This window comes from Methylobacterium sp. E-025 (genome assembly GCF_022829705.1).
Classification (GTDB): Bacteria; Pseudomonadota; Alphaproteobacteria; order Rhizobiales; family Beijerinckiaceae; genus Methylobacterium.
On the sequence record NZ_JAKSYR010000156.1, the window covers coordinates 22,793 to 46,896 of the forward strand.

Below are 24,104 nucleotides of genomic sequence, written 5' to 3' on the forward strand. Positions count from 1 at the left end.
GCCAGGAGCCGACCTTTGAGCCTTCGACCCGAACTCCTGATGCTGAAGCCGATGCTCGCGAGCGTCGGCGAGGCGTTGACGCCCGCCTTCGACCTGCACCGGCTCGACGCCGCGACCGACCGCGACGCGTTCCTCGCCGAGGTCGGCCCGCGCATCCGCGGCCTCGCCGTCAACGCCCAGGCCGTGGTCGACGGGCCGCTGATGGACCGTCTGCCCAACCTGGAGATCGTCGCCAATTTCGGGGTCGGCTACGACACCATCGATGCGGCCGAGGCCGGGCGGCGCGGCGTCGTCGTCACCAACACCCCGGACGTGCTCACCGACGAGGTCGCGGACCTGGCGATCGGCCTGCTGCTCGCCACGGTGCGGCAGATCCCGCAGGCGGACCGGTATCTGCGCGCCGGGCGCTGGCCGGAGAAGCCGTTCCCGCTCACGGCGTCGCTGCGCGGGCGCCGGGTCGGCATCCTCGGGCTCGGGCGGATCGGGCGGGCGATCGCGAGGCGGCTCGAAGGCTTCGGCGTCGCGGTCGCCTATCACGGGCGGCGCCCGCAAGGCGACGTGCCCTACGCCTATCATCCGACCCTGGTCGGGCTGGCGCAGGCCGTCCACGTGCTGATGGTGGTGGCGCCGGGCGGCGCCGGCACGGACGGCCTGGTCGATGCCGCGGTGCTCGCCGCCCTCGGGCCGGAGGGCCTCCTGATCAACGTCGCCCGCGGCAGCGTGGTGGACGAGGCGGCGCTGGTCGCGGCGCTGGAGGCCGGCACGATCCACGCGGCCGGCCTCGACGTCTTCGCCGCCGAGCCGCACGTGCCGGAGCGGCTCGTCGCCCTCGACCGGGTGGTGCTGCTGCCGCATGTCGGATCGGGCACGCACGAGACCCGCGCCGCCATGGGGCAACTCGTCGTCGACAACCTGATCTCGTGGTTCGAGGGCCGCGGGCCGCTCACGCCGGTGGCGGAGACGCCCTGGCCGGCGGCGGGCGCCCGGGCATGAATCCGGCCCGGAACACCGTTTGCCTGCGGCTGGCCGCCGGGGCCTGGCTCGCGCTGGTCGGCGCGGCCGCCGGGCAGGATGCTCCCGCCCCGTCCGCTCCTCCGGCCGTGCCTGCATCCGAGCCTCCGGCCGCGCCCGCACCCTTCGCGATCACCCTGCCCGAGGGGCGCGGCGGCGTGCCCGGCACCTGGGACCTCTCGCGCGACGGCACCAACCGGCGCTGCGTGATGACGCTGGCCTCCGAATCCGGCGAGGCCGGGCAGAAGGTGTACTTCCCGGCCGGGTGCCGGCGGTCGGTGCCGGTGGTGGGCGCGGTCGCTGGCTGGCTCTTCGCCGACGGCGTCGTCCGCCTCGTCGACCGCAACGTCCGCCCGGTGCTGGCCTTCGCCAAGCGGCCCGACCAGCGCAGCTACGTCGCCACCGCCGAGGCGGGCGAGAGCTACAGCCTGGTGCCCCTCGAGATCGCGGCGATGCGTGCGTCGAGCCCCCTCGACCCGACGGCAATCGCCGCGGCGCCGCCCGAGGCCGCGCCCGATCCGGTGCCGGCGCAAGCTCCGCGGTCGGCCCCGGGGCCCGGGGCGCCGGCGGGGATCTACGCGCTCGACCGCCTGCTCAACCGCGACGTCTGCCGCCTCGATCTCGGCGACGGGCCGGGTGCGCCGGTGCGCCTCCTCCCGGGCTGCCGCGACAGCGGGATCGAGGTGTTCGATCCGGCGACGTGGCGCACGAGCGAAGGCCGCATGACCCTGGTGGCCAAGCGCGGGCACGTGGTGAACCTCGTGCCCGCCGGCGACGGAACCTGGCGGCGCGACCCGGAGACCGGCGTCGCCTTCGTGCTCCGCCGGGTCGCGCCCTGAGGCTTGCCGCCGCGGGGCTCGTCCGCTGCTCGCGACGGGCCTTTACTTGGCAGCGTCCGCCTTGCCGGCATCGTCCTTCGGCTTCTCCTTGCCGAGGTAGATGTATTCCGGCGCCGCGCGGAGCTGGTCCTTGTCGGTGTTGATCATCGCCCGCAGCGCCTTGCCGTCGACGCGCTGCAGATGCATCGCGCTCGGGTCGACCGCGACGTACTTGGTGCCGATCCCGAGGAAGCCGCCGACGCCGACGACCCAGGCCTTCACCTTGCCGTCGAAGCCGATCACCACGTCGGCGATCTCGCCGATGGTCTCGTTGGCGCCGTTGATGATGGTCTGGCCCACGAGCTTCGAGCTGACCATGTCGTCGGGCGACTGCGCGACGAAGGTCGGCCGCAGGTTGTCGGTGAAGGTCGCGGGCTGCCCCGGCACCGCCTCGACCGGCTTCATCGGCGCCGCCGACGCGTCGGGCTTCGCCGGATCGGGCTTGACGACGTCGGGCTTGGGCGCATCCGGCGAGGCCGTCGCCGGCTTCTCGGGCGGCACGGCCTGGGTGCCCGGCGCGGCCGTGGTCGGGGACGACGTCTGCGCGAGCGCGAGGCTCGGTCCCAGGGCGGTCGTGCCCAGGGTGAGGAGGACCGTTCCGGCAATCAGGCTGCGCATCGCGTCTCGTCTTTCCATCGGCGCCCCGAGCCCGATCCGGCCCGGGGTCTACAGTGAAGCTCCCCCGCAAAAGGCCCGCCGCATCAGAAGGTTCCACCGTGCCCGCGTGGTGCGCCGGCTCCGGAAAACGCGCGGGGCCCGCCCTGGACCTCGCGGCCGCGTGCGCCATCTGGTCGTGGGCCGAGCCCGCGACCGCTCCGGAGGCCGTACCCGCCCATGACCCTGCTCCGCCGCGAAGCTCTCACCCTCCTCGGTGCGGCCATGGGTGCCGCCGCCGGCAGCGCCCACGCCCTCGATGCCGGGACGCGCGCCACCGCCTTCGCCTTCGACGGGCCGGAGGGCGGGGCGATGCCGCTCTCGGCCTATGCCGGGCGGCCGATCCTGGTGGTCAACACCGCCACCGCCTGCGGCTATGCCGGGCAGCTTACCGGGCTGCAGACGCTGTGGACGCGCTTCCAGGAACGCGGGCTGACGGTGATCGGCGTGCCCTCGCCCGATTTCGGCAACCAGGAGCCCCTCGACGGCGCCGCCATCGCCGAGGCCGCCCGCAAGAACCACGGCGTCACCTTCCCGCTCACCGCCAAGACGCGGGTGAAGATGCCGGGCGCCCACCCGTTCTACCAATGGGCGGCGCTGGAGAAGCCCGGCGAGACGCCGCGCTGGAACTTCCACAAGTACCTCGTGGCCCGCGACGGAACGCTGGCCGCCGCCTTCGCGATCCAGGTCGAGCCGACCGACCCGCGGGTGATCAGCGCGATCGCCGCGGCGCTCGACAAGGCTTGAGCGTCACGGCCTGAGGCTCACGCCGCCGGCGCCTTCTCCCGGTTGGCCCCGCGCGACACCTTCAGCAGCGCGTCGAGCTCGCGTCCTGCCGCCTCGATGCGCGCGGCCACGGTCGCGTCGGCGACGACGCCGTCCGCGATCTCGTCGCCGCCGGCATAGACCGAGGTCGGCGCGATGTGCGCGGAGAAGAACCCGAACAGCGGCCGGAGCGAGTGCTCGACCACCAGCGCATGGCGCAGGCCGCCCCCCGTGGCGGCGAGCGCCACCGGCATGCCGACGAGGGCCTCGGCGTCGACGAAATCGAACACGTGCTTGAACAGGCCGGAATAGGCGCCCTTGTAGACCGGCGTCCCGACGATCAGCGCGTCGGCCCCCTCGATCGCCGCGACCAGCGCCTCGGCCGCCGGCGGGAGGCCGTCGCGCGTGAGCGCGCCGAGGCCCGGCCCGGCATCGATCAGGTCGATCACGCTCAGGTCGATGCGGCGATGGCGGCCGAGCTGCGCGCCGATCGCCTCGACGAGCGTGCGGGTGCGCGAGGGCCGGTTGATGCTCGCCGAGAACGCGACGACGCGGGGCAGGGGCACGGATGGAACCTCGGGACTCGCCGGAGCGCCCCGGCCCGTGGAGGCCGGCGGCGCGATCGGTCCGTTGTGACCGGTCCGGCGACGCTTGGGAACCACCGCGGGCCGCGACTCCGGCACCGTGTCAGGGCCTGTCCGTCCGCCCCGTGGGGGCCGCGATGGGAGACCCGAGGTCATGGCGTCGGTCCTTCGAGCGCGGGGGACGATCCGGCGGAGCGCCGGATCGGAGGCTGAGGACGGCGCCCACGAGACCGGGACCGGTCGGCCCGTGCTTCGGGCCGAAGCCGCGCAGCCGCCGGAACCGGACCGCGCAGGGGGGGCGAGCCGGTGCGCAGGGCGACGACCGCCTCGATGCGGTCGACATCCGATAAGGATCGCGACGTCGATCAGAGCCGGCCGCCACAGCCGCGGCGCGACCGCCCACGCGATGCCGAGCGTGCCCGCTCGGGCGGAGAACGGCTCCGGTCCGCCCGCCGCACGCTCCTTGGCCCGTGCCATCGGGGCGGTTCGTAGCGGGACGCCGAAGGCGACGTGCTTCGCGATCATCGTCACCGCGAGCGCCGCCGTCGTCGAGACCGGAACCAGCAGCATCGTTCCCCCGAGCGTCGCCCCAGGCCGGAAGCGTTGCACGCGCCGGTTGGCATCTCCTGAACCGGCGCGGGCGCGCGGGCGGCGTCCCGTTCCGCAAATGCGAAACCTTGACAGGCGGGGCGAAGTCCTCGCGATGGTGCCTCCCCGAAGCGTCGGAGACCGGTCCGCCCATGAACTCGCTCGTCCCGCGCCTGAACGGCTACGCGCCCTACGCCCTGTCGCTGCTGCGCGCGGTGACCGGCCTCGTGTTCCTGCAGCACGGCACGCAGAAGTTGCTTGGGCTTCCGCCGCGGACGATGCCGGCGCCCGAGCTGCTCTCGCTCGCCGGTGCCGCGGGCCTGCTCGAGCTGGTCGGCGGCACGCTGATCGTCCTCGGGCTGTTCACCCGGCCGGTCGCGTTCCTGCTGTCGGGCCAGATGGCGGTGGGCTACTTCCTCGTCCACGCACCGAAATCGCCGTTTCCGGCGGTGAACGGGGGCGATGCCGCGATCCTGTTCTGCTTCGTGTTCCTCTACCTCGTCTTCGCGGGCGCCGGCCCCTTGAGCGTGGACGCCGCCCGCGCCGGCCGCCGCTACTGAGCGAGGCCGTCGACCGGGTCGGCATCGATCCGCACCCGCAGGATCGCGTAGGGCGGCTCCTGCAGGTCGCGGCCGTGGTTGTACTCGGGCCGGCGGTTCACCTGGGCGGCCGAGATGTAGAGCCAGCGGTCGGCGGTGATCCAGAACGTGTCCGCCCAGATCAGCCGCGGATCGGAGGCGATCACGGTGATCGTCCCGTCGGGGTCGCGCCGCCCGACGGCGTTCTGCTCCTGCAGGCTGAGATAGACCCGGTCCTTGGAATCGGTGGTGAGGCCGCCGGTCATCCCCTTCTCGCCGAGGTCCTTCACGGTCGCGGCCACCTCGGCATCCGAAACCTTCGGGTCGAGCAGGCCTGCCGTCTCGACCGAATACAGCCGGCGCGCCATCAGCGGCGCGTAGTACAGGCGGCTGCCGTCGGGGCTGAGCGCGATGCCGTTGGCGCCGCCCTTCGGGTGCTGCGGCGGGCCGTCGCCCTTGGTCTGCATCACCGGGCGCTCCTCGACGAACTTCACCACCCCCTTCTGCGACTTGGTGCTGGCATGCTCGGCCAGCCGCCGCGCCACCTGGCCGGTGGCGAGGTCGACGGCGAGGATCGCCCCGTCCTCCCCCTGGCCCTGGTCGGTGATGTAGGCGCGCTGGCGCCCAGGCCTGATCTCGACGCGCAGGTCGTTCAGCGACGAGGTCGGCACGATGCCGGCCTCGAGCGGGATCATGCGGACGATGCGGTTCGTCGCCAGGTCCATCTGGACGAGCTTCGCCCCGCCCGGCACCGGCGCGCCCTTGCCCTCGGGCAGGCCGGAATCGAGCAGCCACAGGCTGTCGTCGGGGGCGAAGACGCCGTTCGGAACGTGGAAGAACGTCGCCTGCGGCCGGCCCGCGTCGGGGGTGTTGGTGGCCTGGTCGGGATAGGGCTTCACCGAGCCGTCGGGCAGCACCTCGCCGACGGTGACCGTCTCCTTGCCGGTGAAGCGGGGCATCATCACGAAGACGCGGCCCCCGTGCGAGATCGCCAGGCCCGTCGGCGTCGAGGGCGCGTGCGCGGCCAGCGCCAGCTCCATCCGCGGCGCGGTCCGGCTCGCGACCGCGGTGCCGCCCGGCGCGGGCGAGCCCGTCTCGGCCGCGGCCGCGGGCAGGGCGAGGGCGGCGAGGCCGCCGGCGAGGAGGTGGCGTCGGACGAGGGGCATGGAGCTTACCGTTTCAGCCGCGAGGCGCGACGCGCAGGTCGATGGCGAGGATGGCGTGGCCGGCGGCGACGAACAGCCGCCGCCCGTCCGATCCGCCGAAGGCGAGGTTCGCGGCCGGCGTCGGCGTGGCGATGCGGCCGAGCGGCATGCCGTCGGGAGCGAAGATGCGGATGCCGTCGCCGCAGGCGGCGTAGACCCGCCCGGCGCCGTCAACCTTCAGGCCGTCGGGCACGCCGGCCTCGATCGGCGCGAAGGTTCGCGGCGGCCCGAGCCGGCCGTCCGCGCCGACGGAGAACGCCATTACGGCCCGGCCGGCCTCGGGGTTGAGCGACGCGCCGGATTCGCTGACGTAGAGGGTGCGCCCGTCGGGTGCGAAGGCGAGGCCGTTCGGCTGGTCGAGGGCGTCGGTCATCGCCTCGACCTTGGCCGCCGGCATGCCCGGCGCGGTGATCCGGTAGACGCGGCGCGCGCCCTGCTCGGGCTCGGCCAGGATGCCCTCCTCGGGCTGGGTGATGCCGAAGACCGGGTCGGTGAACCACACCGCCCCGTCGGCGGCGACCACCGCGTCGTTGGGCGAGTTTAAGCGTCTGCCGGCGAAGGCGTCCGCCAGCACGATCTTCGTCCCGTCCGGCTCGCGCCGCACCACCCGCCGGGTGCGGTGCTCGCAGGTAATCAGCCGCCCCTGCCCGTCGAGCGTGTTGCCGTTGCCGTTCTCGGAGGGGTCGAACAGGGTTTTCACCGACCGGTCGTCGGCGAGCACGCGGATGCGGTTGGCCTTGGTGTCGCTGAACACCAGCCCGCCGAGCCCGGGTGCCCAGCACGGCCCCTCGCACCAGCGCCCGTCGTCGAACAGCGTCCGGATCGGGGCGGCGGGATCGATCAGGGCGTCGAGCCGCGGATCGTCGACCCGCACCACCGCGCCCGCTGCCCGCACCGTCGAGGCCGCGAGCAGGCCGAGGCCGGCCGCGAGGACGACGCGTCTGTGAAGGTTCGGCATGGCATTCCAAGGACCCGAGCCCATCACCCGGGACCGGGTGAACGCCCAAGGCCCGCAAGCGATCCCGGATCCGATCCGCGCCCGCATCCGGGACCGACGCGTGCCGCGCGGACCTTCGGAATGCGTGGGGATCCTCGGGCTGGCGGTCGTGCGCATTCGGCATGGCCGACGGGCGAGAACCGCTGGCCTATCCGACTATCCTCCCATAAGCACCTCCCTGCGGGCAGGTGGCGGAATGAATTCCTGTGGCGAATCGGTCCCACCCCGCTCGCCTCCGCGAAGGTCGCGGACGGCCGCGGAGCACGACCGCGCCGCGCATGGATCGAGATCGAACGGGCGGGACGCACATGGCCCTCGAAGGATCCCACCCGCATCCGCCGATCGGGAGCGGCCTTCTGCGGCCCCGGGTCGTGGCCGTCGCGGTGCAGAAGGGCGGCACCGGCAAGACGACGCTCGCAGCCTCGTTGGCCGTCGCCGCGGCGGAGGCGGGCGAGCGCGTGATCGCCCTCGACCTCGATCCGCAGGGCTCTCTCGCGTCCTGGGGGGCGATGCGCGCGACGGGCTCGGTCGCGGTCGACCGCATCCAGCCCTGGGAGATCGGGCAGCTCGACGACGTCCTCGTTCAAGCCGCCGACGACGGCGCGACGCTCGCCGTGGTCGATACCGCGGGCGCCATGGCCGGGGTCGCCCACGCCTTGCGGATCGCCGACCTGGTCTTGATGCCGGTGCGTCCCTCCCGCCTCGATCTCATCGCGGCCGGGCCTACGCTGCAGGCCCTGGTCGGCCTGGGGATGCGGCGGAAGCTGGCCTTCGTGCTGAACCAATGCCCGCCCCCGCCATCGCCGCGGACGGAGGCCTATGCCGTGCAGATGCGGACGCTCGGCGTGCTCGCCGAGCCGAGCATCATCCAGCGGGTCGACCACCAGGATGCCCTGGCCATGGGCCTCGGCGTCACCGAGTGCGCCCCGGGGGGGCAGGCCGCCGCCGAGATCCGCGCGCTCTGGATATGGATCGACGCGAAGATGGGGCATCCGGTGCCGGCAGCCTGACCCCGTGCCCTGCCGTGCGCGCGGGGGTCAGCCCCGTCCGAGCGCCGACAGGATGCGCGCCCACGAGCGCGTGCCCTTGTGGAAGCTGCGCAGGTCGTACTTCTCGTTCGGCGAGTGGATGCGGTCGTCGTCGAGGCCGAAGCCGATCAGCAGGGTGTTGCGGTCGAGCAGGCGCTTGAAGTCGCCGACGATCGGGATCGAGCCGCCGGCGCCCACCGTCACCGCGGGCACGCCCCACTCGTCGGCGAGCGCGGCGCGGGCGGTCTCGAGCTCCGGCATGTCGAAGGGCAGGCTGATCGCGCGCGAGCCCTTGTAGCAGATCACGTTCACCGAGCAGTCGGCCGGGATGCGCTGGCGCACGAACGCCTCGAAGGTCTCGGCGAGCCTCTGCGGGTCCTGGTCGTCCACGAGGCGGAACGAGACCTTGGCGCTCGCCTTGCCGGCGATCACCGTCTTGGTGCCCTCGCCGGTGTAGCCGCCGATGATGCCGTTGACGTCGCAGGCCGGCCGGGACTGCACCAGCTCGATCAGCAGCCGGCCGCGCTCGCCGGCCGGCTCCGACAGGCCGATCGGGCCGAGGAACTTCTCGGGGGTGAAGTCGAGGCCGCGCCACTGCTCCAGCACCTCGGGCGGGCGCTCGTGCACCCCGTCGTAGAAGCCCGGCAGGGTCACCCGGCCGTCGGCGTCGTGCAGGTCGGCGAGGATGCGCGACAGCACGTGGATCGGGTTGCGCGCCGCGCCCCCGAAGAAGCCCGAATGCAGGTCGCGGTCGGCGCAGGTCACCTCGACCTCGAAGTACGCGAGCCCGCGCAGGGACGAGGTGATCGCCGGCGTCGTCGGGTTCCACATGGAGGTGTCGCACACCAGCACGACGTCGGCACCGAGCCGGTCCTTGTTCTGCGCCACCCATTCGGGCAGCCCCTGCGAGCCGTTCTCCTCGGCGCCCTCGATCAGGATCGTGACCGCGCAGGGCAGCTCGGCGTTCATCGCCAGATGCGCCCGGCAGGCCTCGACGAAGGTCATCACCTGGCCCTTGTCGTCGGAGGCGCCGCGGGCGACGATGGTCTTGTTGCCCTTGGCGTCGGTGGCGATCCGCGGCTCGAACGGCGGCGTCTCCCACAAGGCCAGCGGATCGACCGGCTGCACGTCGTAGTGCCCGTAGAACAGCACGTGCGGCGCCCCCGGCTTCGGCTTGTGCGCCAGCACGACCGGATGGAGCGAGGTCTCCTCCACCGAGGTCTCGAACCCGAGCGCCGTCAGGTCCGCGGCGAGCCAGGCCGCCGCCTCGCGGCACGGGCCGGCATAGGCCGGATCGGTGGAGATCGACGGGATCCGCAGGAAGGCGAACAGGCGCTCCAGGGCGTTGTCGAGATCCTTGTCGATGTCGTTGAGGACGGAATCGAGGGCGGCCATCGGGGCTCCTGGGACGGTTCGGCTGTCCGGCCCAGGGTTAGCCGAGGCGTGCGCAAACGGAAACCGTTTCGCCCGCAGCGCGATCGCCCGCCCCGGGGAACAGCCGCAGATTGGAACCGTTATCGGGAGGAACGGCGGCCGTCGCGCAGCCTGGCCGGACGCAAGTCCTGCGACACGTCCCGCGACCCGTCGCGAGACCGGGCGGTGCCCGACGTCGGTCGCCCTCCCCCGCGCGGTTCGTGCGGAAACCCCTTTTTCTTGGAACGCCCCATGCTCATCGAAAGCGGCTCGCCCGTCGCGGCGGACAACCGGATCGGCATCCGCCTCACCATCAACGGCCAGCCGCGCGAGCTTCAGGTCGCGCCCTGGACCACCCTGCTCGACCTGCTGCGCGAGCACCTCGACCTCACCGGCACCAAGAAGGGCTGCGACCACGGCCAGTGCGGCGCCTGCACGGTGCTGGTCGACGGCACGCGGGTGAATTCCTGCCTGGCGCTGGCGGTGATGAAGGACGGGGCCGAGATCACCACCGTCGAGGGCCTCGCCGGCATCGCCAACGCGGGCGCCGGCTCGAACGGGCTCCACCCGATCCAGGAGGCCTTCATCGAGCACGACGCGTTCCAGTGCGGCTACTGCACGCCCGGCCAGCTCTGCTCCTCGGTCGGCCTGATGAACGAAGGCCACGCCCACTCGCGCGACGAGATCCGCGAGGCGATGAGCGGCAACATCTGCCGCTGCGGCGCCTACACCAACATCGTCGACGCGATCGAGGACGTGATGCAGGGGGAAGCCCGATGAACCGCTTCGACTACGTCCGCGCCGACACCGTGGCCGAGGCGGTCCAGGCCTTCGCCGCCGCGCCCGGGGCCCGCTTCATCGCGGGCGGCACCAACCTGATCGACCTGATGAAGTACGACGTCGAGCGGCCCGGCCGCCTCGTCGACATCACCCGCCTGCCGCTCGGCGAGATCGTCGAGCACGACGGCGGCCTGCGCCTCGGCGCGCTGGCGACGAACGCCACCGTCGCCTACGACGCGCGCGTCCGCGCCCGCTACCCGCTGCTGTCGAATGCGATCCTGGCCGGCGCTTCGGCGCAGCTGCGCAACGCCGCCTCGACCGGCGGCAACCTGCTCCAGCGCACCCGCTGCTATTATTTCTACGACACGTCCACGCCGTGCAACAAGCGCCAGCCCGGTTCCGGCTGCCAGGCGATCGGCGGCGTCACCCGCATCCACGCGATCTTCGGCACCAGCCCGAGCTGCATCGCGACGCACCCTTCCGACATGTGCGTGGCGCTGGCCGCGCTGGAGGCGGTGGTGCAGGTGAGCGGGCCGGACGGCGACCGGGCGATTCCCTTCTCCGAGTTCCACCGCCTGCCGGGCGACGCCCCGGAGCAGGACACCACGCTGAAGCCCGGCGAGATCGTCGTGGCGGTCGACCTGCCCGAGCGCGATTTCGGCCAGCACGTCACCTACCTGAAGCTGCGCGATCGGCTCTCCTACGCCTTCGCGCTGGTCTCGGTCGCCGCCGCCCTCGAGCTCGACGGCGACACGGTTCGGACCGCCCGCCTCGCGCTCGGCGGCGTCGCCCACAAGCCCTGGCGCAACCGCGAGGCCGAGGCGCTGCTGCAGGGCAAGCCCGCCACCCGCGAGAGCTTCCAGGCGGCGGCCGCCCTGATCGTGGCCGAGGCCCAGCCGCAGGCGGGCAACGCCTTCAAGGTCGAGCTGGCGCGGCGCGCCATCGTGCGCGGCCTGGAGCAGGCCGCCGCCGGCACGCCGCAATCGATCACCGACAAGCGCATCCAGTGAGCCCCCGATGACCCAGACCTTCTCCTCCACCGGCCGGGACACGTTCGTCGGCAGCGCCCGCAGCCGCGTCGACGGCCCAGCCAAGGTGACGGGCCTCGCCAAGTACGCGGGCGAGTTCGCCGCCCCCGACCTGCTGCACGGCTACGTGGTGTCGAGTGGCATCGCCAAGGGCCGGATCAGGACCATCGACACCGGCAAGGCCGAAGCCGTGCCCGGCGTCGTCAAGGTGCTGACCCACGAGAACCGCACCCGCACCGCCTGGCTCGACTACAATTACCAGGATCAGGTCGCGCCCCCCGGCTCGCCCTTCCGCGCCCTGTACGACGACAAGATCCACTACAGCGGCCAGCCGATCGCCCTGGTGCTGGCCGAGGATTTCGAGACGGCCCGCCACGCCGCGGCGCTGGTGGCGGTCGACTACGAGGTCGAGGAGCCGCTGACGGATCTCGAAGCCGCCAACGCCTTCGCCTACGAGCCGCCGATGCGGCGCAACGGCATCAAGCCGCCGCCCAAGCCCTGGGGCGACGCGGATGCGGCGTTCGACGCCTCGGCGATCCAGCTCAAGCAGGAGTATCGCCTCGCCACCGAGCATCACAACCCGATGGAGCCCCACGCCTCGACGGTGATCTTCGAGGGCGACGGCAAGTACACGGTCTACGACAAGGTCCAGGGCGTCTCGAACAGCCATGCCTACCTCGCGAAGGTGTTCGGCATCGCCAAGGACGACCTGCGGGTGCTCAACCCCTATCTCGGCGGCGGCTTCGGCTCGGGCCTGCGCCCGCAATACCAGCTCTTCCTGGCGATGCTGGCCGCGCGCGACCTCGAGCGCTCGGTGCGCGTGGTGCTGACCCGCGACCAGATGTGGAGCATCACCTACCGGCCGGAGGCGCTGCAGACCATCAGCCTCGGGGCCGAGCGCGACGGCACGCTCCTGGCGCTGCGCCACGACGCGGTCGGCGCGACCTCGACCTTCGAGGACTACCAGGAGGTGGTCGTGAACTGGTCGGGCGTGATGTACCGCTGCGACAACGTCCTCTTGACCTACAAGATCGCCAAGCTCGACACCTACACACCCGGCGACATGCGCGCGCCCGGCGCCGTCACCGGCGTCTTCGCGATCGAGACCGCGATGGACGAGCTTGCCTACGCGAGCGGCCTCGACCCGATCCAGCTCCGCCTGAAGAACTTCACCGAGGCCGACGCCACCGCCGAGAACAAGCCCTTCGGCTCGAAGGCGCTGAAGAGCTGCTTCTCGGAGGGCGCCGCGCGCTTCGGCTGGGACCGGCGCAACCCGGAGCCGCGCTCGATGCGCGAGGGCCGCGAGCTCGTCGGCTGGGGCATGGCCTCGGGCGTCTGGGAATCGATGATGATGCAGACGAGCGCCCGCGCCATCCTCACCCCCGACGGCAAGCTCGAGGTCGGCAACTCGACCGGCGACATCGGCACCGGCACCTACACGATCCTCACCCAGATCGCCGCCGACACCCTCGGCCTGACGATGGAGGACGTGACGACGAAGCTCGGCGACACCGCGCTGCCCGAGGCGCCGGTGGCGGGCGGCTCCTGGACCGCGGCCTCGTCCGGCACCGCCGTGATGAAGGCCTGCCGCGACGTCGGCGAGCAGGTGTTCAAGCTCGCCCGGCAGATGGAGGATTCGCCGCTGGCCAACGTCGACTTCGAGCGCGTCGCCTTCGCCGACGGGTGCATCGCGGTGGCGGGCGACCCCGCGCGCAGCGTCGCTCTGGTCGACGTGCTGCGGGCTTCCGGCGTCGACAAGGTCGAGGCCACGGCCAACGCCGCCCCCGACAAGGACTTCAACGCCAAGTACGAGGCCTACACCCACTCGGCGATCTTCGTGGAGGTGAAGGTGGACGAGGAGCTGGGCCAGGTCCGCGTCACCCGCGTCGTCTCGGCGATCGCGGCCGGAAAGGTGCTGAATCCCAAGACCGCGCGCAGCCAGATCCTCGGCGGCGTGGTGATGGGCATCGGCTCGGCGCTGGAGGAGGAGTCGATGATGGACGACCGCATCGGCCGCTTCATGAACCACAATCTCGGCGAGTATCACGTGCCGGTGAACGCCGACATCCACGACATCGACGTGATCTTCGTCGACGAGGAGGACAAGGCGAACCCGCTCGGCGTGAAGGGGCTCGGCGAGATCGGCATCGTCGGCACCGCGGCGGCGGTGGCCAACGCCGTGTTCCACGCCACCGGCAAGCGCATCCGCAACCTTCCGATCACGGTCGACAAGATCCTGGGCTAGCGGACCCGGCCCGAGCGACGTCCGCTCGGCGACGGTACGGTCGAGACGGCCTCGGCCGCGGCACCCGCCGCGGCCGAGGCCGTTCGCCTGCGAGGAGATCGCGACGGGCCCCGAGCGCCCGTCCGAAGCCGGCGGCCCGGATGCGGGCCGTCGCCGCGGTCCCGAATGTGCTACGGCGCCCGCTCCGAATCCTCGGGCCGTGCGGTCGTCATGAACCTCCTCCTCGTCTTCGTCGGTGCCGGGATCGGCGGCGTGGCGCGCTACGGCGTCAGCACCGCGTCCCTGCGGCTCGGGTCGGGCTTTCCCTACGGCACCATGGCGATCAACATCGTCGGCTCGGTGCTGATGGGCCTGTTCACCGGCTGGTTCGCCCTGCGGGGCGGCGGGCAGCCGCTGCGGCTGTTCATCGCCACCGGCGTGCTCGGCGGCTTCACCACCTTCTCGTCCTATTCGCTTGAGGCCGTGATGCTGCTGGAGCGCGGCCAGGCCGGCGCGGCGGCGATCTACATCGTCGGCTCGGTCGTGCTCGGCCTCGCCGGCCTGTTCGCCGGGCTGCTGCTGATGCGCGCGATCCTGTGACGGGCCCGGCGTGATGATGGCCTTGATGCAGTCCTGGCGCTTCTGGGCGCTGCTCTCGGCGGCCTTCGCCGCGCTCACCGCGATCCTGGCCAAGGTCGGCGTCGCCGGCGTGCCGCCGGACGTCGCCACCCTCGTCCGCACGGTGGTGATCCTCGGCCTCACGGCGGCGATCGTGGCCGTCACCGGCCAGGCGGCCGACCTCGCGCGGATCCCGGGGCGGAGCGCGGTCTTCCTCGTCCTGTCGGGACTCGCCACCGGCGCCTCGTGGCTCTGCTACTTCCGCGCCCTGTCCCTGGGCGATGCCGCCCGCGTCGCCCCGATCGACAAGCTCAGCGTCGTGCTGGTGGCGATCTTCGGCGTGGTCCTGCTCGGCGAGACGCTGAGCCCGACCAACTGGCTCGGCGTGGTGCTGATCGCCGCCGGCGCCGTGCTGGTCGCGATCGGTGCATGACGGCCGCGGCGTACCATGGAATCGTTTCAACTATAAACTTCGATATCGCACGACGAAGATTGAAATTACAACGTTTCCAATATTGTCGACGTCGCTTGATTGTCGATTTCCATCCCTGCTAGACCACTCTTCGGCGATGTACTTCCGCCTTGCTCTCAAGGTGGCGTGCTCGCCGAGCGCTGGAGTCCGGAATGGGACGGGTGATGGACCTGATCGATGCCTGCGTGACGGTGGCGTGGTGGGACGGCTCGTGCCTCGGCCTGCGCCTGCACCGCCTGCCGGACCTGATCGACCACGTCGCGGCGGGCCCGCAGCCGAAGCGGGCGCGCCGCCTCGGAGGCCGCCGATGATCGCCGAATCGAATCGGTGCCGCTGCGACGAGTCCCGCGGGCAGGCGGCGGTCGAGCAGGCGCTGACGCGGGCGTTCTGGCACGCCCTCGATGGTCAGGGCCTGTCGGTGATGGCCGCCCTCGAAGCCGCGTCGCGCACCATCGGCGTGCTCTACGGCCAGATCGCCGCGGCGCACGGCGCCGGCACGACCTGCACCTGCGGCTGGGTGCCCGACCCGGACACCGACCTGATCGTGCTGGAAGCGCATCCCGCCGCCGCCCTGCTTCAGCCGCGTGCGCCGGACCTCGCCCGGATGGAGGCCGCCGGCAGCGCCTGACGGCCCGACCCGCCCCGGCGCACGGCGCCCGCTGGCCTTCCCCCGGACAAGCCGGGCGGGCGGACGTTACGGTTCGCTTAACCCACCCGCGCGATCATCGCCCCCTGATGCGAGGTCGGAGCTCGGGCGATGGACGCATTCTACCACGGCCTCGAAACGTCGCTGCTGGCCTTCGGCTTCGCCCTGAGCGTCGCCGCCTTCGCGCTGCTCGCGAGCCCGCCCGCGCCCGCCGGCACGATCACGCTGCCGATGCTGACCGTCGACGTGCCGCAGAACGCCCGCTGACGCGGCTGCGTCGCGGCTCCTGCGTGACACGACGAAGACGTGGGACAGACGTGGTCATGCGTCCGGGACGGCATGGACATGCCGGATTCAAGGGAGACCATCGCGCAGCCTTGCGCTATCAGCCGGGACAGCCCTGATCGGCCTGCGACTACGCGGCGGTGTCACCGACGGCCCTGAGCGGATACCTTCCGGTCGCGGTCCCGGCGCACGACTCGCGTCGATCGCCGCACCGCGTCACCGTCGTTATCGAGCAAGCCGGCTGTCCGACATGATCCCTGAGCCCGCCCTGGCAAACTCCTCGCCCCTCGAGCGCGACGCGCACCTCGTCTCGACCGACCACAAGGTCGCGCCGGGAGAGATCGCGGCCGGCGTGGTGATCGGCCGGGCCTCGGAATATTTCGACTTCTTCGTCTACGGCATCGCCTCGGTGCTGGTGTTCCCGAAGGTGTTCTTCTCGTTCGAGCCGGATGCGCTCACGGCCACGCTGTACTCCTTCGCGGTGTTCTCCCTCGCCTTCATCGCCCGGCCGATCGGCTCGGTGATCTTCATGGCCGTCGACCGGCGGCACGGCCGCGGCGTCAAGCTGACGATCGCGCTGTTCATGCTCGGCGGCGCCACCGCGGCGGTGAGCTTCCTGCCGAGCTACGCCAGCATCGGCCACGCCTCGATCTGGCTGCTGGCCGGCCTGCGCATCCTCCAGGGCCTCGCGCTCGGCGGCGCCTGGGACGGGCTCGCCTCGCTCCTGGCGCTGAACGCCCCGCGCGAGCGCCGCGGCTGGTTCGCGATGATCCCCCAGCTCGGCGCGCCCCTCGGCTTCATCGTCGCCAGCGCCCTGTTCTCGTTCTTCCTCGTCAATCTCGATTCGGCCGACTTCCTCGATTGGGGCTGGCGCTTCCCGTTCTACTGCGCCTTCACCATCAACGTCGTGGCGCTGTTCGCCCGCCTGCGGCTGGTGGCGACCGACGAGTTCGTCCGCCTGATGGAGAAGGGCCGGCTCGAGCCGGTGCCGGTGATCGAGGTGGTGCGCCACCATGCGGTGGACGTGTGGATCGGCGCCTTCGTGCCGCTGGCCGCCTTCGCGCTGTTCCACCTCGTGACGATCTTCCCGATCAGCTGGCTGACCCTGTTCACCGATCGCTCGCCCGGCGAGTTCCTGATCGTGCAGTGCTCGGGCGCCATCGTCTGCGCCGGCGCGGTCGCGGCCTCCGGGCTGATCGCCGACCAGATCGGCCGCCGCAACGCGCTGCTGCTCAGCTCCGGCCTGATCGCCGTCTTCGCCCTCGGTAGCATCATCGCGCCCCTGGTGTTCGGCGACAGCGCGATCGGCCAGACCATGTACGTCACCATCGGCTTCATGCTGATGGGCCTCGCCTACGGCCAGACCGCCGGCGCGGTGACGGCGCGGCTCGGCGCGCGCTACCGCTACACCGGCGCGGCGCTGACCTCGGATCTGGCGTGGCTGTTCGGCGCAGGCTTCGCCCCGCTGGTCGTCCTCTGGCTCTCGTCCCGCTACGGGCTGTGGATGGTCGGCCTCTACCTGCTCTCGGGTGCGGCGGCATCGCTCCTTGCCCTCACCCTCGACCGTTCCGAGATGCGTCAGATGTAGTCGGGAGGCCCGCGTCGTCCCTCACCCCGTTCCGATACATGTTCGCGCCGAACGGCCCCAGGGCCCGCCGGCCAGGCAAACCGAGTTGATCGCCGTGGCACGCTCCGCCTCACCTTCCCGTCCCCCGGCCCGCACGGCCGCCCGGCTCCTGCGCGGCCTCTGCGCCGTGTCGCTCTCCGGGCTGCTCGCCGGCTGCAACCTCGTGGTGATGCAGCCCTCGGGCGACGTCGCCCTGCAGCAGCGGAATCTCGTCCTTGCCTCGGTCGGGCTGATGCTGCTGATCGTGCTCCCGGTGATCGCGCTGACGCTGATCTTCGCCTGGCGCTACCGGGCGACCAACGAGTCGGCCCCCTACGATCCGGACTGGCACCACTCGACCCAGCTCGAGGTGGTGATCTGGACGGCGCCGCTGCTGATCATCATCGCGCTCGGCGCGCTCACCTGGATCAGCACCCACACCCTCGACCCGTTCCGGGCGCTCCGGCGGATCGACTCCGCCCGCCCCGTGGCGGCCGGCGTGAAGCCGCTCGCCGTCGAGGTCGTCGCCCTCGATTGGAAGTGGCTGTTCTTCTACCCGGAATACGGGATCGCCACCGTCAACGAGCTCGCCGCCCCCGTCGACCGGCCGATCGACTTCAAGATCACCGCCTCCTCGGTGATGAACGCCTTCTACGTCCCCGCGCTGGCCGGGATGATCTACGCGATGCCCGGCATGCAGACGCAGCTCCACGCGGTGATCAACAAGCCGGGCGAGTATGCCGGCTTGTCCTCGCACTACAGCGGCACCGGCTTCTCGCGGATGACGTTCAAGTTCCACGGCCTCGACGATGCCGGGTTCGACGCCTGGATCGCCAAGGCGAAGGCGCAGGGCTCCGACCTCACCCGCGAGGACTATCTCAAGCTCGAGAAGCCGAGCGAGGCCGAGCCGGTGAAGTACTACAAGTCCGTCGCCGACGGGCTGTTCGACACCATCGTCAACATGTGCGCCGTGCCGGGCAAGATGTGCATGAGCGAGATGATGACCATCGACGCCAAGGGCGGCGCCGGCAAGGACTCCACCGAGAACCGCGAGCGCCTCCGCTACGACAACCGCCACATCGAGCAGGGCGACGAGGCGCCGGGCGCCACAGCACCCGCGTCCGGCCGCACCCCGCACGGCCAGGAGCAGCCGCAGGGCATGAAGCCCGACGGCAACAACCCGCACGTCCACGAAAACGGAACGAAACCCGAGAATCAGATGCCGGCGCCGGAGCGGGACTCGGTCGCCCCGTCGCAGCTCAACAACAAGTAGGACCGGCGCCCCGCCGCCGAACCACCCTCAACGGATCGAACCCATGTTCTCCAATCCGGATCTCCAGAAGCTCGTCTTCGGACGGCTCTCGCTGGAAGACATCCCCTACCACGAGCCGATCCTTCAGGTGACCTTCGCCATGGTGGCGCTGGGTGGCCTCGTCGTGCTCGGCGCGATCACCTACTACCGCTTCTGGGGCCCGCTCTGGCGGGACTGGCTGACCTCGGTCGACCACAAGAAGATCGGCGTGATGTACATCGTGCTGGCCTTCGTCATGCTGCTGCGCGGCTTCGCCGACGCGCTGATGATGCGCGCCCAGCAGGCGGTCGCGTTCGGCGCCAACGAGGGCTACCTGCCGCCGCACCACTACGACCAGATCTTCACGGCGCACGGCGTGATCATGATCTTCTTCGTGGCGATGCCGTTCGTCACCGGCCTGATGAACTACGTCGTGCCGCTGCAGATCGGCGCCCGCGACGTGGCCTTCCCGTTCCTCAACAACTTCAGCTTCTGGATGACGGTCTCGGGCGCCATGACGATCATGGCCTCGCTGTTCGTCGGCGAGTTCGCCCGCACCGGCTGGCTCGCCTATCCGCCGCTCTCGGGCGCGGACATGAGCCCGGGCGTCGGGGTCGACTACTACATCTGGGCGCTGCAGATCGCCGGCATCGGAACGCTGCTCTCGGGCATCAACCTGATCGCGACCATCGTGAAGATGCGCGCGCCGGGCATGACCATGATGAAGCTGCCGATCTTCGTCTGGACCTCGCTCTGCACCAACGTGCTGATCACGGCGGCCTTCCCGATCCTCACCGCCGTTCTCGCCCTGCTGTCGATGGACCGCTACGTCGGCACGCACTTCTTCACGAACGACCTCGGCGGCAACCCGATGATGTACTTCAACCTCATCTGGATCTGGGGCCACCCGGAGGTCTACATCCTCATCCTGCCGGCGTTCGGCATCTTCTCGGAGGTGACCTCGACCTTCTCCGGCAAGCGCCTGTTCGGCTACGCCTCGATGGTCTACGCGACCGTGGTCATCACCATCCTCTCGTACCTCGTCTGGCTGCACCACTTCTTCACGATGGGCTCCGGCGCCGACGTGAACTCGTTCTTCGGCATCACGACGATGATCATCTCGATCCCGACGGGCGCGAAGATCTTCAACTGGCTGTTCACGATGTATCGCGGCCGGATCCGGTTCGAGCTGCCGATGATGTGGACCGTGAGCTTCATGGTCACCTTCACCATCGGCGGCATGACCGGCGTGCTGCTCGCCGTGCCCCCGGCCGACTTCGTGCTGCACAACTCGCTGTTCCTGATCGCGCACTTTCACAACGTCATCATCGGCGGCGTGCTGTTCGGGAGCTTCGCCGGCGTGACCTACTGGTTCCCGAAGGCCTTCGGGTTCAAGCTCGACCCGTTCTGGGGGAAGATGTCGTTCTGGTTCTGGACGGTGGGGTTCTACTTCGCCTTCATGCCGCTCTACGTCCTCGGCCTGATGGGCGTGACGCGCCGTGCCAACCACTTCGACGATCCGTCGCTGCAGATCTGGTTCGTGATCGCCGCCTTCGGCGCGGTGCTGATCCTGCTCGGCATCCTGTCGATGATCGTCCAGTTCGTGGTCTCGATCCGCAACCGCGAGGCGCTGCGCGACCTCACGGGCGATCCCTGGAACGGCCGCACCCTCGAGTGGTCGACCGCCTCGCCGCCGCCGGACTACAACTTCGCCTTCACCCCGGTCATCCACGATCTCGACGCGTGGTCCGACATGAAGAAGCGCGGCTACGAGCGCCCGCTCAAGGGCTACAAGCCGATCCACATGCCGAAGAACACCGCCACCGGCGTGATCCTCGGCGTGGTCTCGATCGGCTTCTCGTTCGCGATGATCTGGTACATCTGGTGGCTCGCGGCCGCGACCTTCGCGACGATGTTCCTCGTCACCGTGATCCATACCTTCAACTACAACCGCGAGTTCTACATCCCCGCCGCCGACGTGGTGCGGGCCGAGGGGCAGCGGACGAGCGTGATGGCGGGACGGGCCTGAGCCGATGATGCACACCGACACGGCCCCGCCGGGCACCGAGGCTCCGGCCTTCTACCTCGACGAGGACCACGCCCACGAGTCCAGCACCATGCTCGGCTTCTGGATGTACCTGATGAGCGATTGCCTCATCTTCGCGGTGCTGTTCGCCACCTACGGGGTTCTCGGCCGCAACTACGCGGCCGGGCCTTCGCCGCGCGACCTGTTCGAGCTGCCGCTGGTGGCGCTCAACACCTCCATGCTGCTCCTGTCCTCCATCACCTACGGCTTCGCCATGCTGGAGATGGAGAAGGACAACGTCCGGACGATGCAGGTCTGGCTCGCGATCACCGGCCTGTTCGGCGCGTGCTTCATCGGCATCGAGCTCTACGAGTTCGCCCACCTGATCCACGAGGGCGCGACGCCGCAGCGCTCGGCCTTCCTGTCCTCGTTCTTCGCCCTGGTCGGCACCCACGGCCTGCACGTCTCGCTCGGCATCGTCTGGCTGATCGTGCTGATGGTGCAGACCGCCCAGAAGGGGCTGATCGTCGAGAACAAGCGCCGGCTGATGTGCCTGTCGATGTTCTGGCACTTCCTCGACGTCGTCTGGATCGGCGTCTTCACCTTCGTGTACCTGATGGGAGTGCTGCAATGAGCTCGGCGACGGGGGCGGGGCACCACGCCGAACCGCACGGTCACGGTCACGGCCACGACGCGCACGGCCACCCGGCCGGGGCGCACGGCTCGTTCAAGAGCTACATGACCGGCTTCGTGCTCTCGGTGATCCTCACCGCGATCCCGTTCTGGCTGGTGATGAGCGACGTGCTCGGCAACGCCGTGCACACCAGCCTGATCATCATGGCCTTCGCGGTGGTGCAGATCGTGGTCCACATGATCTACTTCCTGCACATGAACACGAAGTCCGAGGGCGGATGGACGATCCTGGCCCTGATCTTCACGCTGACCCTCGTCGTGATCACGCTGACCGGCTCGATCTGGGTGATGTATCACCTGAACACCAACATGATGCCGACGTCGCCGCACGACCTGATGCACCACAAGCCCTGAGGACGTCCCGCCTCGGCCTGACGGCCTTCAACCTCGCGAGCGCACTGGCGGTCGCGGGGCTCGTCGCCCTCGGGATCTGGCAGGTCGAGCGCCGGGCATGGAAGCTCGACCTGATCGCGCGGGTCGAGGCCCGAATCGGCGCGGCCCCGGTCCCGGCGCCCGGGCCGGCGGCGTGGCCGAGCGTGACCGAGGCCGCCGACGCCTACCGCCACGTCCGGGTGGCGGGCCGCTTCCGCCACGAGTCCACCACGCTGGTCCAGGCGGTGACGGTGCTCGGCGGCGGGTTCTGGGTGCTGACGCCGCTGGTCGCCGACGGCTTCACGGTGCTGGTGAACCGCGGCTTCGTTCCCTCCGATCGCCGCGATCCTGCCGGCTGGCGCCGGCCCGAGGGCGAGGTCGACGTCACCGGCCTGTTGCGCCTCACCGAACCCGGCGGCGCGTTCCTGCGCAGCAACGCGACCGCCGAGGATCGTTGGTATTCCCGCGATGTCGCCGCGATCGCTTCGGCCCGGGGGCTCTCCGGCATCGCGCCCTACTTCATCGATGCGGATGCGTCGGCGGATGATCGCTTGCCCATCGGCGGGCTGACGGTGGTCGCCTTCCACAACAACCACCTCGTCTACGCGCTGACCTGGTTCACCCTCGCCGCGATGACGCTGGGCGCCGCGATCTACGTGAACGTGGAGCGGCGGCGAGAGGGGTGAGGGGATCGTGCGCCGGACCGTCGTCCGTTGCCGCGCAGATCTGTCGCTGCTCATCGTTCAACGCGAGCGACCGGTCCGCATTCCCTCTCCCCGCTTGCGGGGAGAGGGCCGCGACGACCTAGTCGTCGTCGCGGCGAGGCGGAAGCCGATGGTGAGGGGGCTTCCGACGCGTGAGGCTCGTGCGGACGCGCCCCCCTCACCGCCGCTGCGGCTTCGCCTCCGCTTCCCGGCTGCACGACGGGGTGCAGCCGGGCCTCTCCCCGCGTGCGGGGAGAGGGGAAACCTGAGCCCTATCCGATGCCCCATCGGGCCGTTCGGTCAGCCGGCCTGCAACACGTTCGACCGCTCAGCCCGCGTTGGCCTTCGGCGTCAGCTTCAGGATCCGTCCGTCCGGGCCGTCGGTGACGGCGTAGACCGCGCCGTCGGGGCCGACGCGCACGTCGCGGATGCGGGCGTCGAGGGGAACGCGCTCCTCGGTGACGACCTTATCGCCGTCGCGCTTCAGCACCACGATCCCCTCGCTGACGAGGCCGCCGACGAGGAAGTCGTCCGTCCAGGCGGGAAACAGCGTGCCGGTGTAGAGCGCCATGCCCGACGGCCCGATCACCGGATCCCAGTAATAGACCGGCTGCACCGTGCCGGCGGCCTGGGTCACGCCCTCGCCGAGGGGCTCGCCGGAATACTCGATGCCGTAGGTCGCGACCGGCCAGCCGTAGTTGAGGCCGGGCCGCGGACGGTTGAGCTCGTCGCCGCCGCGGGGCCCGTGCTCCACGGTCCAGAGCCGGCCCTGGCCGTCGAGCGCCGCCGCCTGGACGTTGCGGTGGCCGTAGGACCAGATCTCGGGCTTGGCCTTGTCGCTGCCGTAGAACGGGTTGTCCTTGGGGGCTTGGCCGTCGGCGTCGATGCGGAACACCTTGCCGAGGCCGCTGGCGAGGTCCTGGGCCTGGACGCGCGTCGCCTTGTCGGAGCGCTCGCCCACGGTGACGAACAGCTTGCCGTCGGCGGCGAAGACCAGGCGCGAGCCGAAATGCTTGTCGCCGTCGTAAGTCGGCATCTGCCGGAAGACGACCTTCACGTCGTCGAGCTTCGCCCCGCCCTTGCCGTCCTGGACGAGCTTGGCCTTCGCCACGGTGGTGCCGTTGCCCTTGTCGCGGGGCTCGCTGTAGCTGAAGAACACCAGCCCGTCGGTGGCGAAGCCGGGGCTCAGGGCGATGTCGAGCAGGCCGCCCTGGCCGCGCGCGTCGACCTTCGGCACGCCGGCGATCGCCGGGCCGACGGTGCCGTCCTTGGACACGATCCGGATCTTCCCGGCCTTCTCGGTGACGATCATCCGGCCGTCCGGCAGGAACTCCATCGCCCACGGGCTCGCGAGCCCCTTCGCGACCGTCGCGATCTCGACCTTCATGGCGTTCGCCGGCTTCGGGGCGCGGGTCTGGTTCGGCAGCAGCGGCTTGTAGCCGGTGTTCGGCGGGGCGGTCTCGGCGGGGGTGTCGCCAGCGCTCTTCGCCGCGGGTGCGCTGAAGGCGTCGCCCTCGATGCGGGACGGCCGCTGGGCGGCGCTGTCCTCGGCGAAGGCACCCGGTGCCAGCGCAACCGCCGCCACGGTGGCGAGCGCGAGGGATCGGAAGCGCGGCACCTGCAAAAATCCTGTCACCGTCAAGAATCCTCCTGGATCG

The 24,104-nt window shown here is 70.9% G+C and carries 25 protein-coding genes; 19 read left to right on the plus strand and 6 right to left on the minus strand.

Annotated elements, in window-relative coordinates; translation table 11 throughout:
• Positions 1–39 precede the first annotated feature (39 nt).
• Both MKK64_RS23100 and MKK64_RS23105 read left to right on the plus strand, forming a co-directional pair.
• Entirely contained in the window at positions 40–993 is a 954-nt protein-coding gene (locus MKK64_RS23100; protein WP_243937834.1) for a 2-hydroxyacid dehydrogenase, read from the plus strand.
• Positions 990–1,850 carry an AprI/Inh family metalloprotease inhibitor gene (locus MKK64_RS23105; RefSeq protein ID WP_243937772.1) on the plus strand — a complete coding sequence of 287 codons (861 nt, stop codon included), beginning with the start codon at positions 990–992 and terminating at the stop codon, positions 1,848–1,850. Before MKK64_RS23100 ends, MKK64_RS23105 begins: the two co-directional genes overlap by 4 nt.
• Positions 1,851–1,892: 42 nt before the next feature.
• On the opposite strand, the gene MKK64_RS23110 is transcribed toward MKK64_RS23105, so the two are convergent.
• Positions 1,893–2,507 carry a PRC-barrel domain-containing protein gene (locus MKK64_RS23110; RefSeq protein WP_313898936.1) on the minus strand — a complete coding sequence of 205 codons (615 nt, stop codon included), beginning with the start codon at positions 2,505–2,507 and terminating at the stop codon, positions 1,893–1,895.
• A 216-nt stretch (positions 2,508–2,723) separates the two neighbouring features.
• Here MKK64_RS23110 and MKK64_RS23115 point away from each other — a divergent pair, with 216 nt between their 5' ends.
• Positions 2,724–3,290: a glutathione peroxidase gene (locus MKK64_RS23115; RefSeq protein WP_243937779.1), complete on the plus strand. Its 567-nt coding sequence runs from the start codon at positions 2,724–2,726 to the stop codon at positions 3,288–3,290.
• A gap of 17 nt (positions 3,291–3,307) precedes the next feature.
• Here MKK64_RS23115 and MKK64_RS23120 read toward each other — a convergent pair whose 3' ends face one another.
• On the minus strand, positions 3,308–3,874 hold the full coding sequence (locus tag MKK64_RS23120) for an NAD(P)H-dependent oxidoreductase (RefSeq protein ID WP_409567998.1): 567 nt from the start codon (positions 3,872–3,874) through the stop codon (positions 3,308–3,310).
• Positions 3,875–4,632: 758 nt separating this feature from the next.
• Between MKK64_RS23120 and MKK64_RS23125 the strand changes: the two genes are divergently transcribed.
• On the plus strand, positions 4,633–5,040 hold the full coding sequence (locus MKK64_RS23125) for a DoxX family protein (RefSeq protein ID WP_147842910.1): 408 nt from the start codon (positions 4,633–4,635) through the stop codon (positions 5,038–5,040).
• Here the strand turns inward: MKK64_RS23125 and MKK64_RS23130 are convergent.
• Together MKK64_RS23130 and MKK64_RS23135 are read right to left on the minus strand one after the other, a co-directional pair.
• Entirely contained in the window at positions 5,034–6,224 is a 1,191-nt protein-coding gene (locus tag MKK64_RS23130) for an SMP-30/gluconolactonase/LRE family protein (RefSeq protein ID WP_243937262.1), read from the minus strand. The genes MKK64_RS23125 and MKK64_RS23130 overlap by 7 nt on opposite strands.
• Positions 6,225–6,237: 13 nt before the next feature.
• Positions 6,238–7,221, minus strand: a complete 984-nt coding sequence (locus tag MKK64_RS23135) for an SMP-30/gluconolactonase/LRE family protein (RefSeq protein WP_243937781.1) — start codon at positions 7,219–7,221, stop codon at positions 6,238–6,240.
• Positions 7,222–7,568: 347 nt separating this feature from the next.
• On the opposite strand from MKK64_RS23135, the gene MKK64_RS23140 reads away from it, so the two are divergent.
• Complete coding sequence (locus MKK64_RS23140) at positions 7,569–8,270, plus strand: ParA family protein (protein WP_279593334.1); 702 nt, start codon at positions 7,569–7,571, stop codon at positions 8,268–8,270.
• Between the two features lie 27 nt (positions 8,271–8,297).
• Here MKK64_RS23140 and MKK64_RS23145 read toward each other — a convergent pair whose 3' ends face one another.
• Positions 8,298–9,683: a M20/M25/M40 family metallo-hydrolase gene (locus tag MKK64_RS23145; RefSeq protein WP_147727411.1), complete on the minus strand. Its 1,386-nt coding sequence runs from the start codon at positions 9,681–9,683 to the stop codon at positions 8,298–8,300.
• 270 nt (positions 9,684–9,953) lie between these two features.
• Between MKK64_RS23145 and MKK64_RS23150 the strand changes: the two genes are divergently transcribed.
• The 14 genes from MKK64_RS23150 to MKK64_RS23215 all read left to right on the plus strand — a co-directional run bounded on the left by MKK64_RS23150 (position 9,954) and on the right by MKK64_RS23215 (position 22,428).
• Positions 9,954–10,481: a (2Fe-2S)-binding protein gene (locus tag MKK64_RS23150; RefSeq protein ID WP_147727412.1), complete on the plus strand. Its 528-nt coding sequence runs from the start codon at positions 9,954–9,956 to the stop codon at positions 10,479–10,481.
• A complete protein-coding gene (locus MKK64_RS23155; protein ID WP_243937783.1) occupies positions 10,478–11,491 on the plus strand; it encodes an FAD binding domain-containing protein in 1,014 nt (337 codons plus the stop codon). The genes MKK64_RS23150 and MKK64_RS23155 overlap by 4 nt, the downstream gene beginning before the upstream one ends.
• A 7-nt stretch (positions 11,492–11,498) precedes the next feature.
• Positions 11,499–13,754 (plus strand): xanthine dehydrogenase family protein molybdopterin-binding subunit, encoded by a 2,256-nt coding sequence (locus MKK64_RS23160; protein ID WP_147727414.1) that lies wholly within the window; start codon positions 11,499–11,501, stop codon positions 13,752–13,754.
• A gap of 210 nt (positions 13,755–13,964) precedes the next feature.
• The gene (crcB, locus tag MKK64_RS23165; RefSeq protein ID WP_147841999.1) at positions 13,965–14,333 is read left to right on the plus strand and encodes a fluoride efflux transporter CrcB; all 369 of its coding nucleotides are present in this window, start codon (positions 13,965–13,967) and stop codon (positions 14,331–14,333) included.
• Positions 14,334–14,346: 13 nt separating this feature from the next.
• Positions 14,347–14,784: an EamA family transporter gene (locus MKK64_RS23170; RefSeq protein ID WP_243937785.1), complete on the plus strand. Its 438-nt coding sequence runs from the start codon at positions 14,347–14,349 to the stop codon at positions 14,782–14,784.
• Positions 14,785–14,987: 203 nt separating this feature from the next.
• Positions 14,988–15,134: a hypothetical protein gene (locus MKK64_RS23175; RefSeq protein WP_243937793.1), complete on the plus strand. Its 147-nt coding sequence runs from the start codon at positions 14,988–14,990 to the stop codon at positions 15,132–15,134.
• The gene (locus MKK64_RS23180) at positions 15,131–15,451 is read left to right on the plus strand and encodes a hypothetical protein (protein WP_243937802.1); all 321 of its coding nucleotides are present in this window, start codon (positions 15,131–15,133) and stop codon (positions 15,449–15,451) included. Before MKK64_RS23175 ends, MKK64_RS23180 begins: the two co-directional genes overlap by 4 nt.
• Positions 15,452–15,580: 129 nt before the next feature.
• Positions 15,581–15,736, plus strand: a complete 156-nt coding sequence (locus tag MKK64_RS23185; protein WP_187274828.1) for a hypothetical protein — start codon at positions 15,581–15,583, stop codon at positions 15,734–15,736.
• A 268-nt stretch (positions 15,737–16,004) separates the two neighbouring features.
• Entirely contained in the window at positions 16,005–17,342 is a 1,338-nt protein-coding gene (locus tag MKK64_RS23190; RefSeq protein WP_147728166.1) for an MFS transporter, read from the plus strand.
• 94 nt (positions 17,343–17,436) lie between these two features.
• A complete protein-coding gene (gene cyoA / locus MKK64_RS23195; RefSeq protein WP_409567999.1) occupies positions 17,437–18,633 on the plus strand; it encodes a ubiquinol oxidase subunit II in 1,197 nt (398 codons plus the stop codon).
• Positions 18,634–18,676: 43 nt separating this feature from the next.
• Entirely contained in the window at positions 18,677–20,680 is a 2,004-nt protein-coding gene (cyoB, locus tag MKK64_RS23200; RefSeq protein ID WP_147728168.1) for a cytochrome o ubiquinol oxidase subunit I, read from the plus strand.
• Between the two features lie 4 nt (positions 20,681–20,684).
• Entirely contained in the window at positions 20,685–21,311 is a 627-nt protein-coding gene (gene cyoC / locus MKK64_RS23205; protein WP_147728169.1) for a cytochrome o ubiquinol oxidase subunit III, read from the plus strand.
• Positions 21,308–21,724: a cytochrome o ubiquinol oxidase subunit IV gene (gene cyoD, locus MKK64_RS23210; RefSeq protein WP_243937808.1), complete on the plus strand. Its 417-nt coding sequence runs from the start codon at positions 21,308–21,310 to the stop codon at positions 21,722–21,724. Before cyoC ends, cyoD begins: the two co-directional genes overlap by 4 nt.
• 44 nt (positions 21,725–21,768) lie before the next feature.
• Positions 21,769–22,428, plus strand: a complete 660-nt coding sequence (locus MKK64_RS23215) for an SURF1 family protein (protein ID WP_409568000.1) — start codon at positions 21,769–21,771, stop codon at positions 22,426–22,428.
• Positions 22,429–22,774: 346 nt separating this feature from the next.
• Here MKK64_RS23215 and MKK64_RS23220 read toward each other — a convergent pair whose 3' ends face one another.
• Positions 22,775–24,064: a PQQ-dependent sugar dehydrogenase gene (locus tag MKK64_RS23220; RefSeq protein WP_243937843.1), complete on the minus strand. Its 1,290-nt coding sequence runs from the start codon at positions 24,062–24,064 to the stop codon at positions 22,775–22,777.
• Positions 24,065–24,104 lie beyond the last annotated feature (40 nt).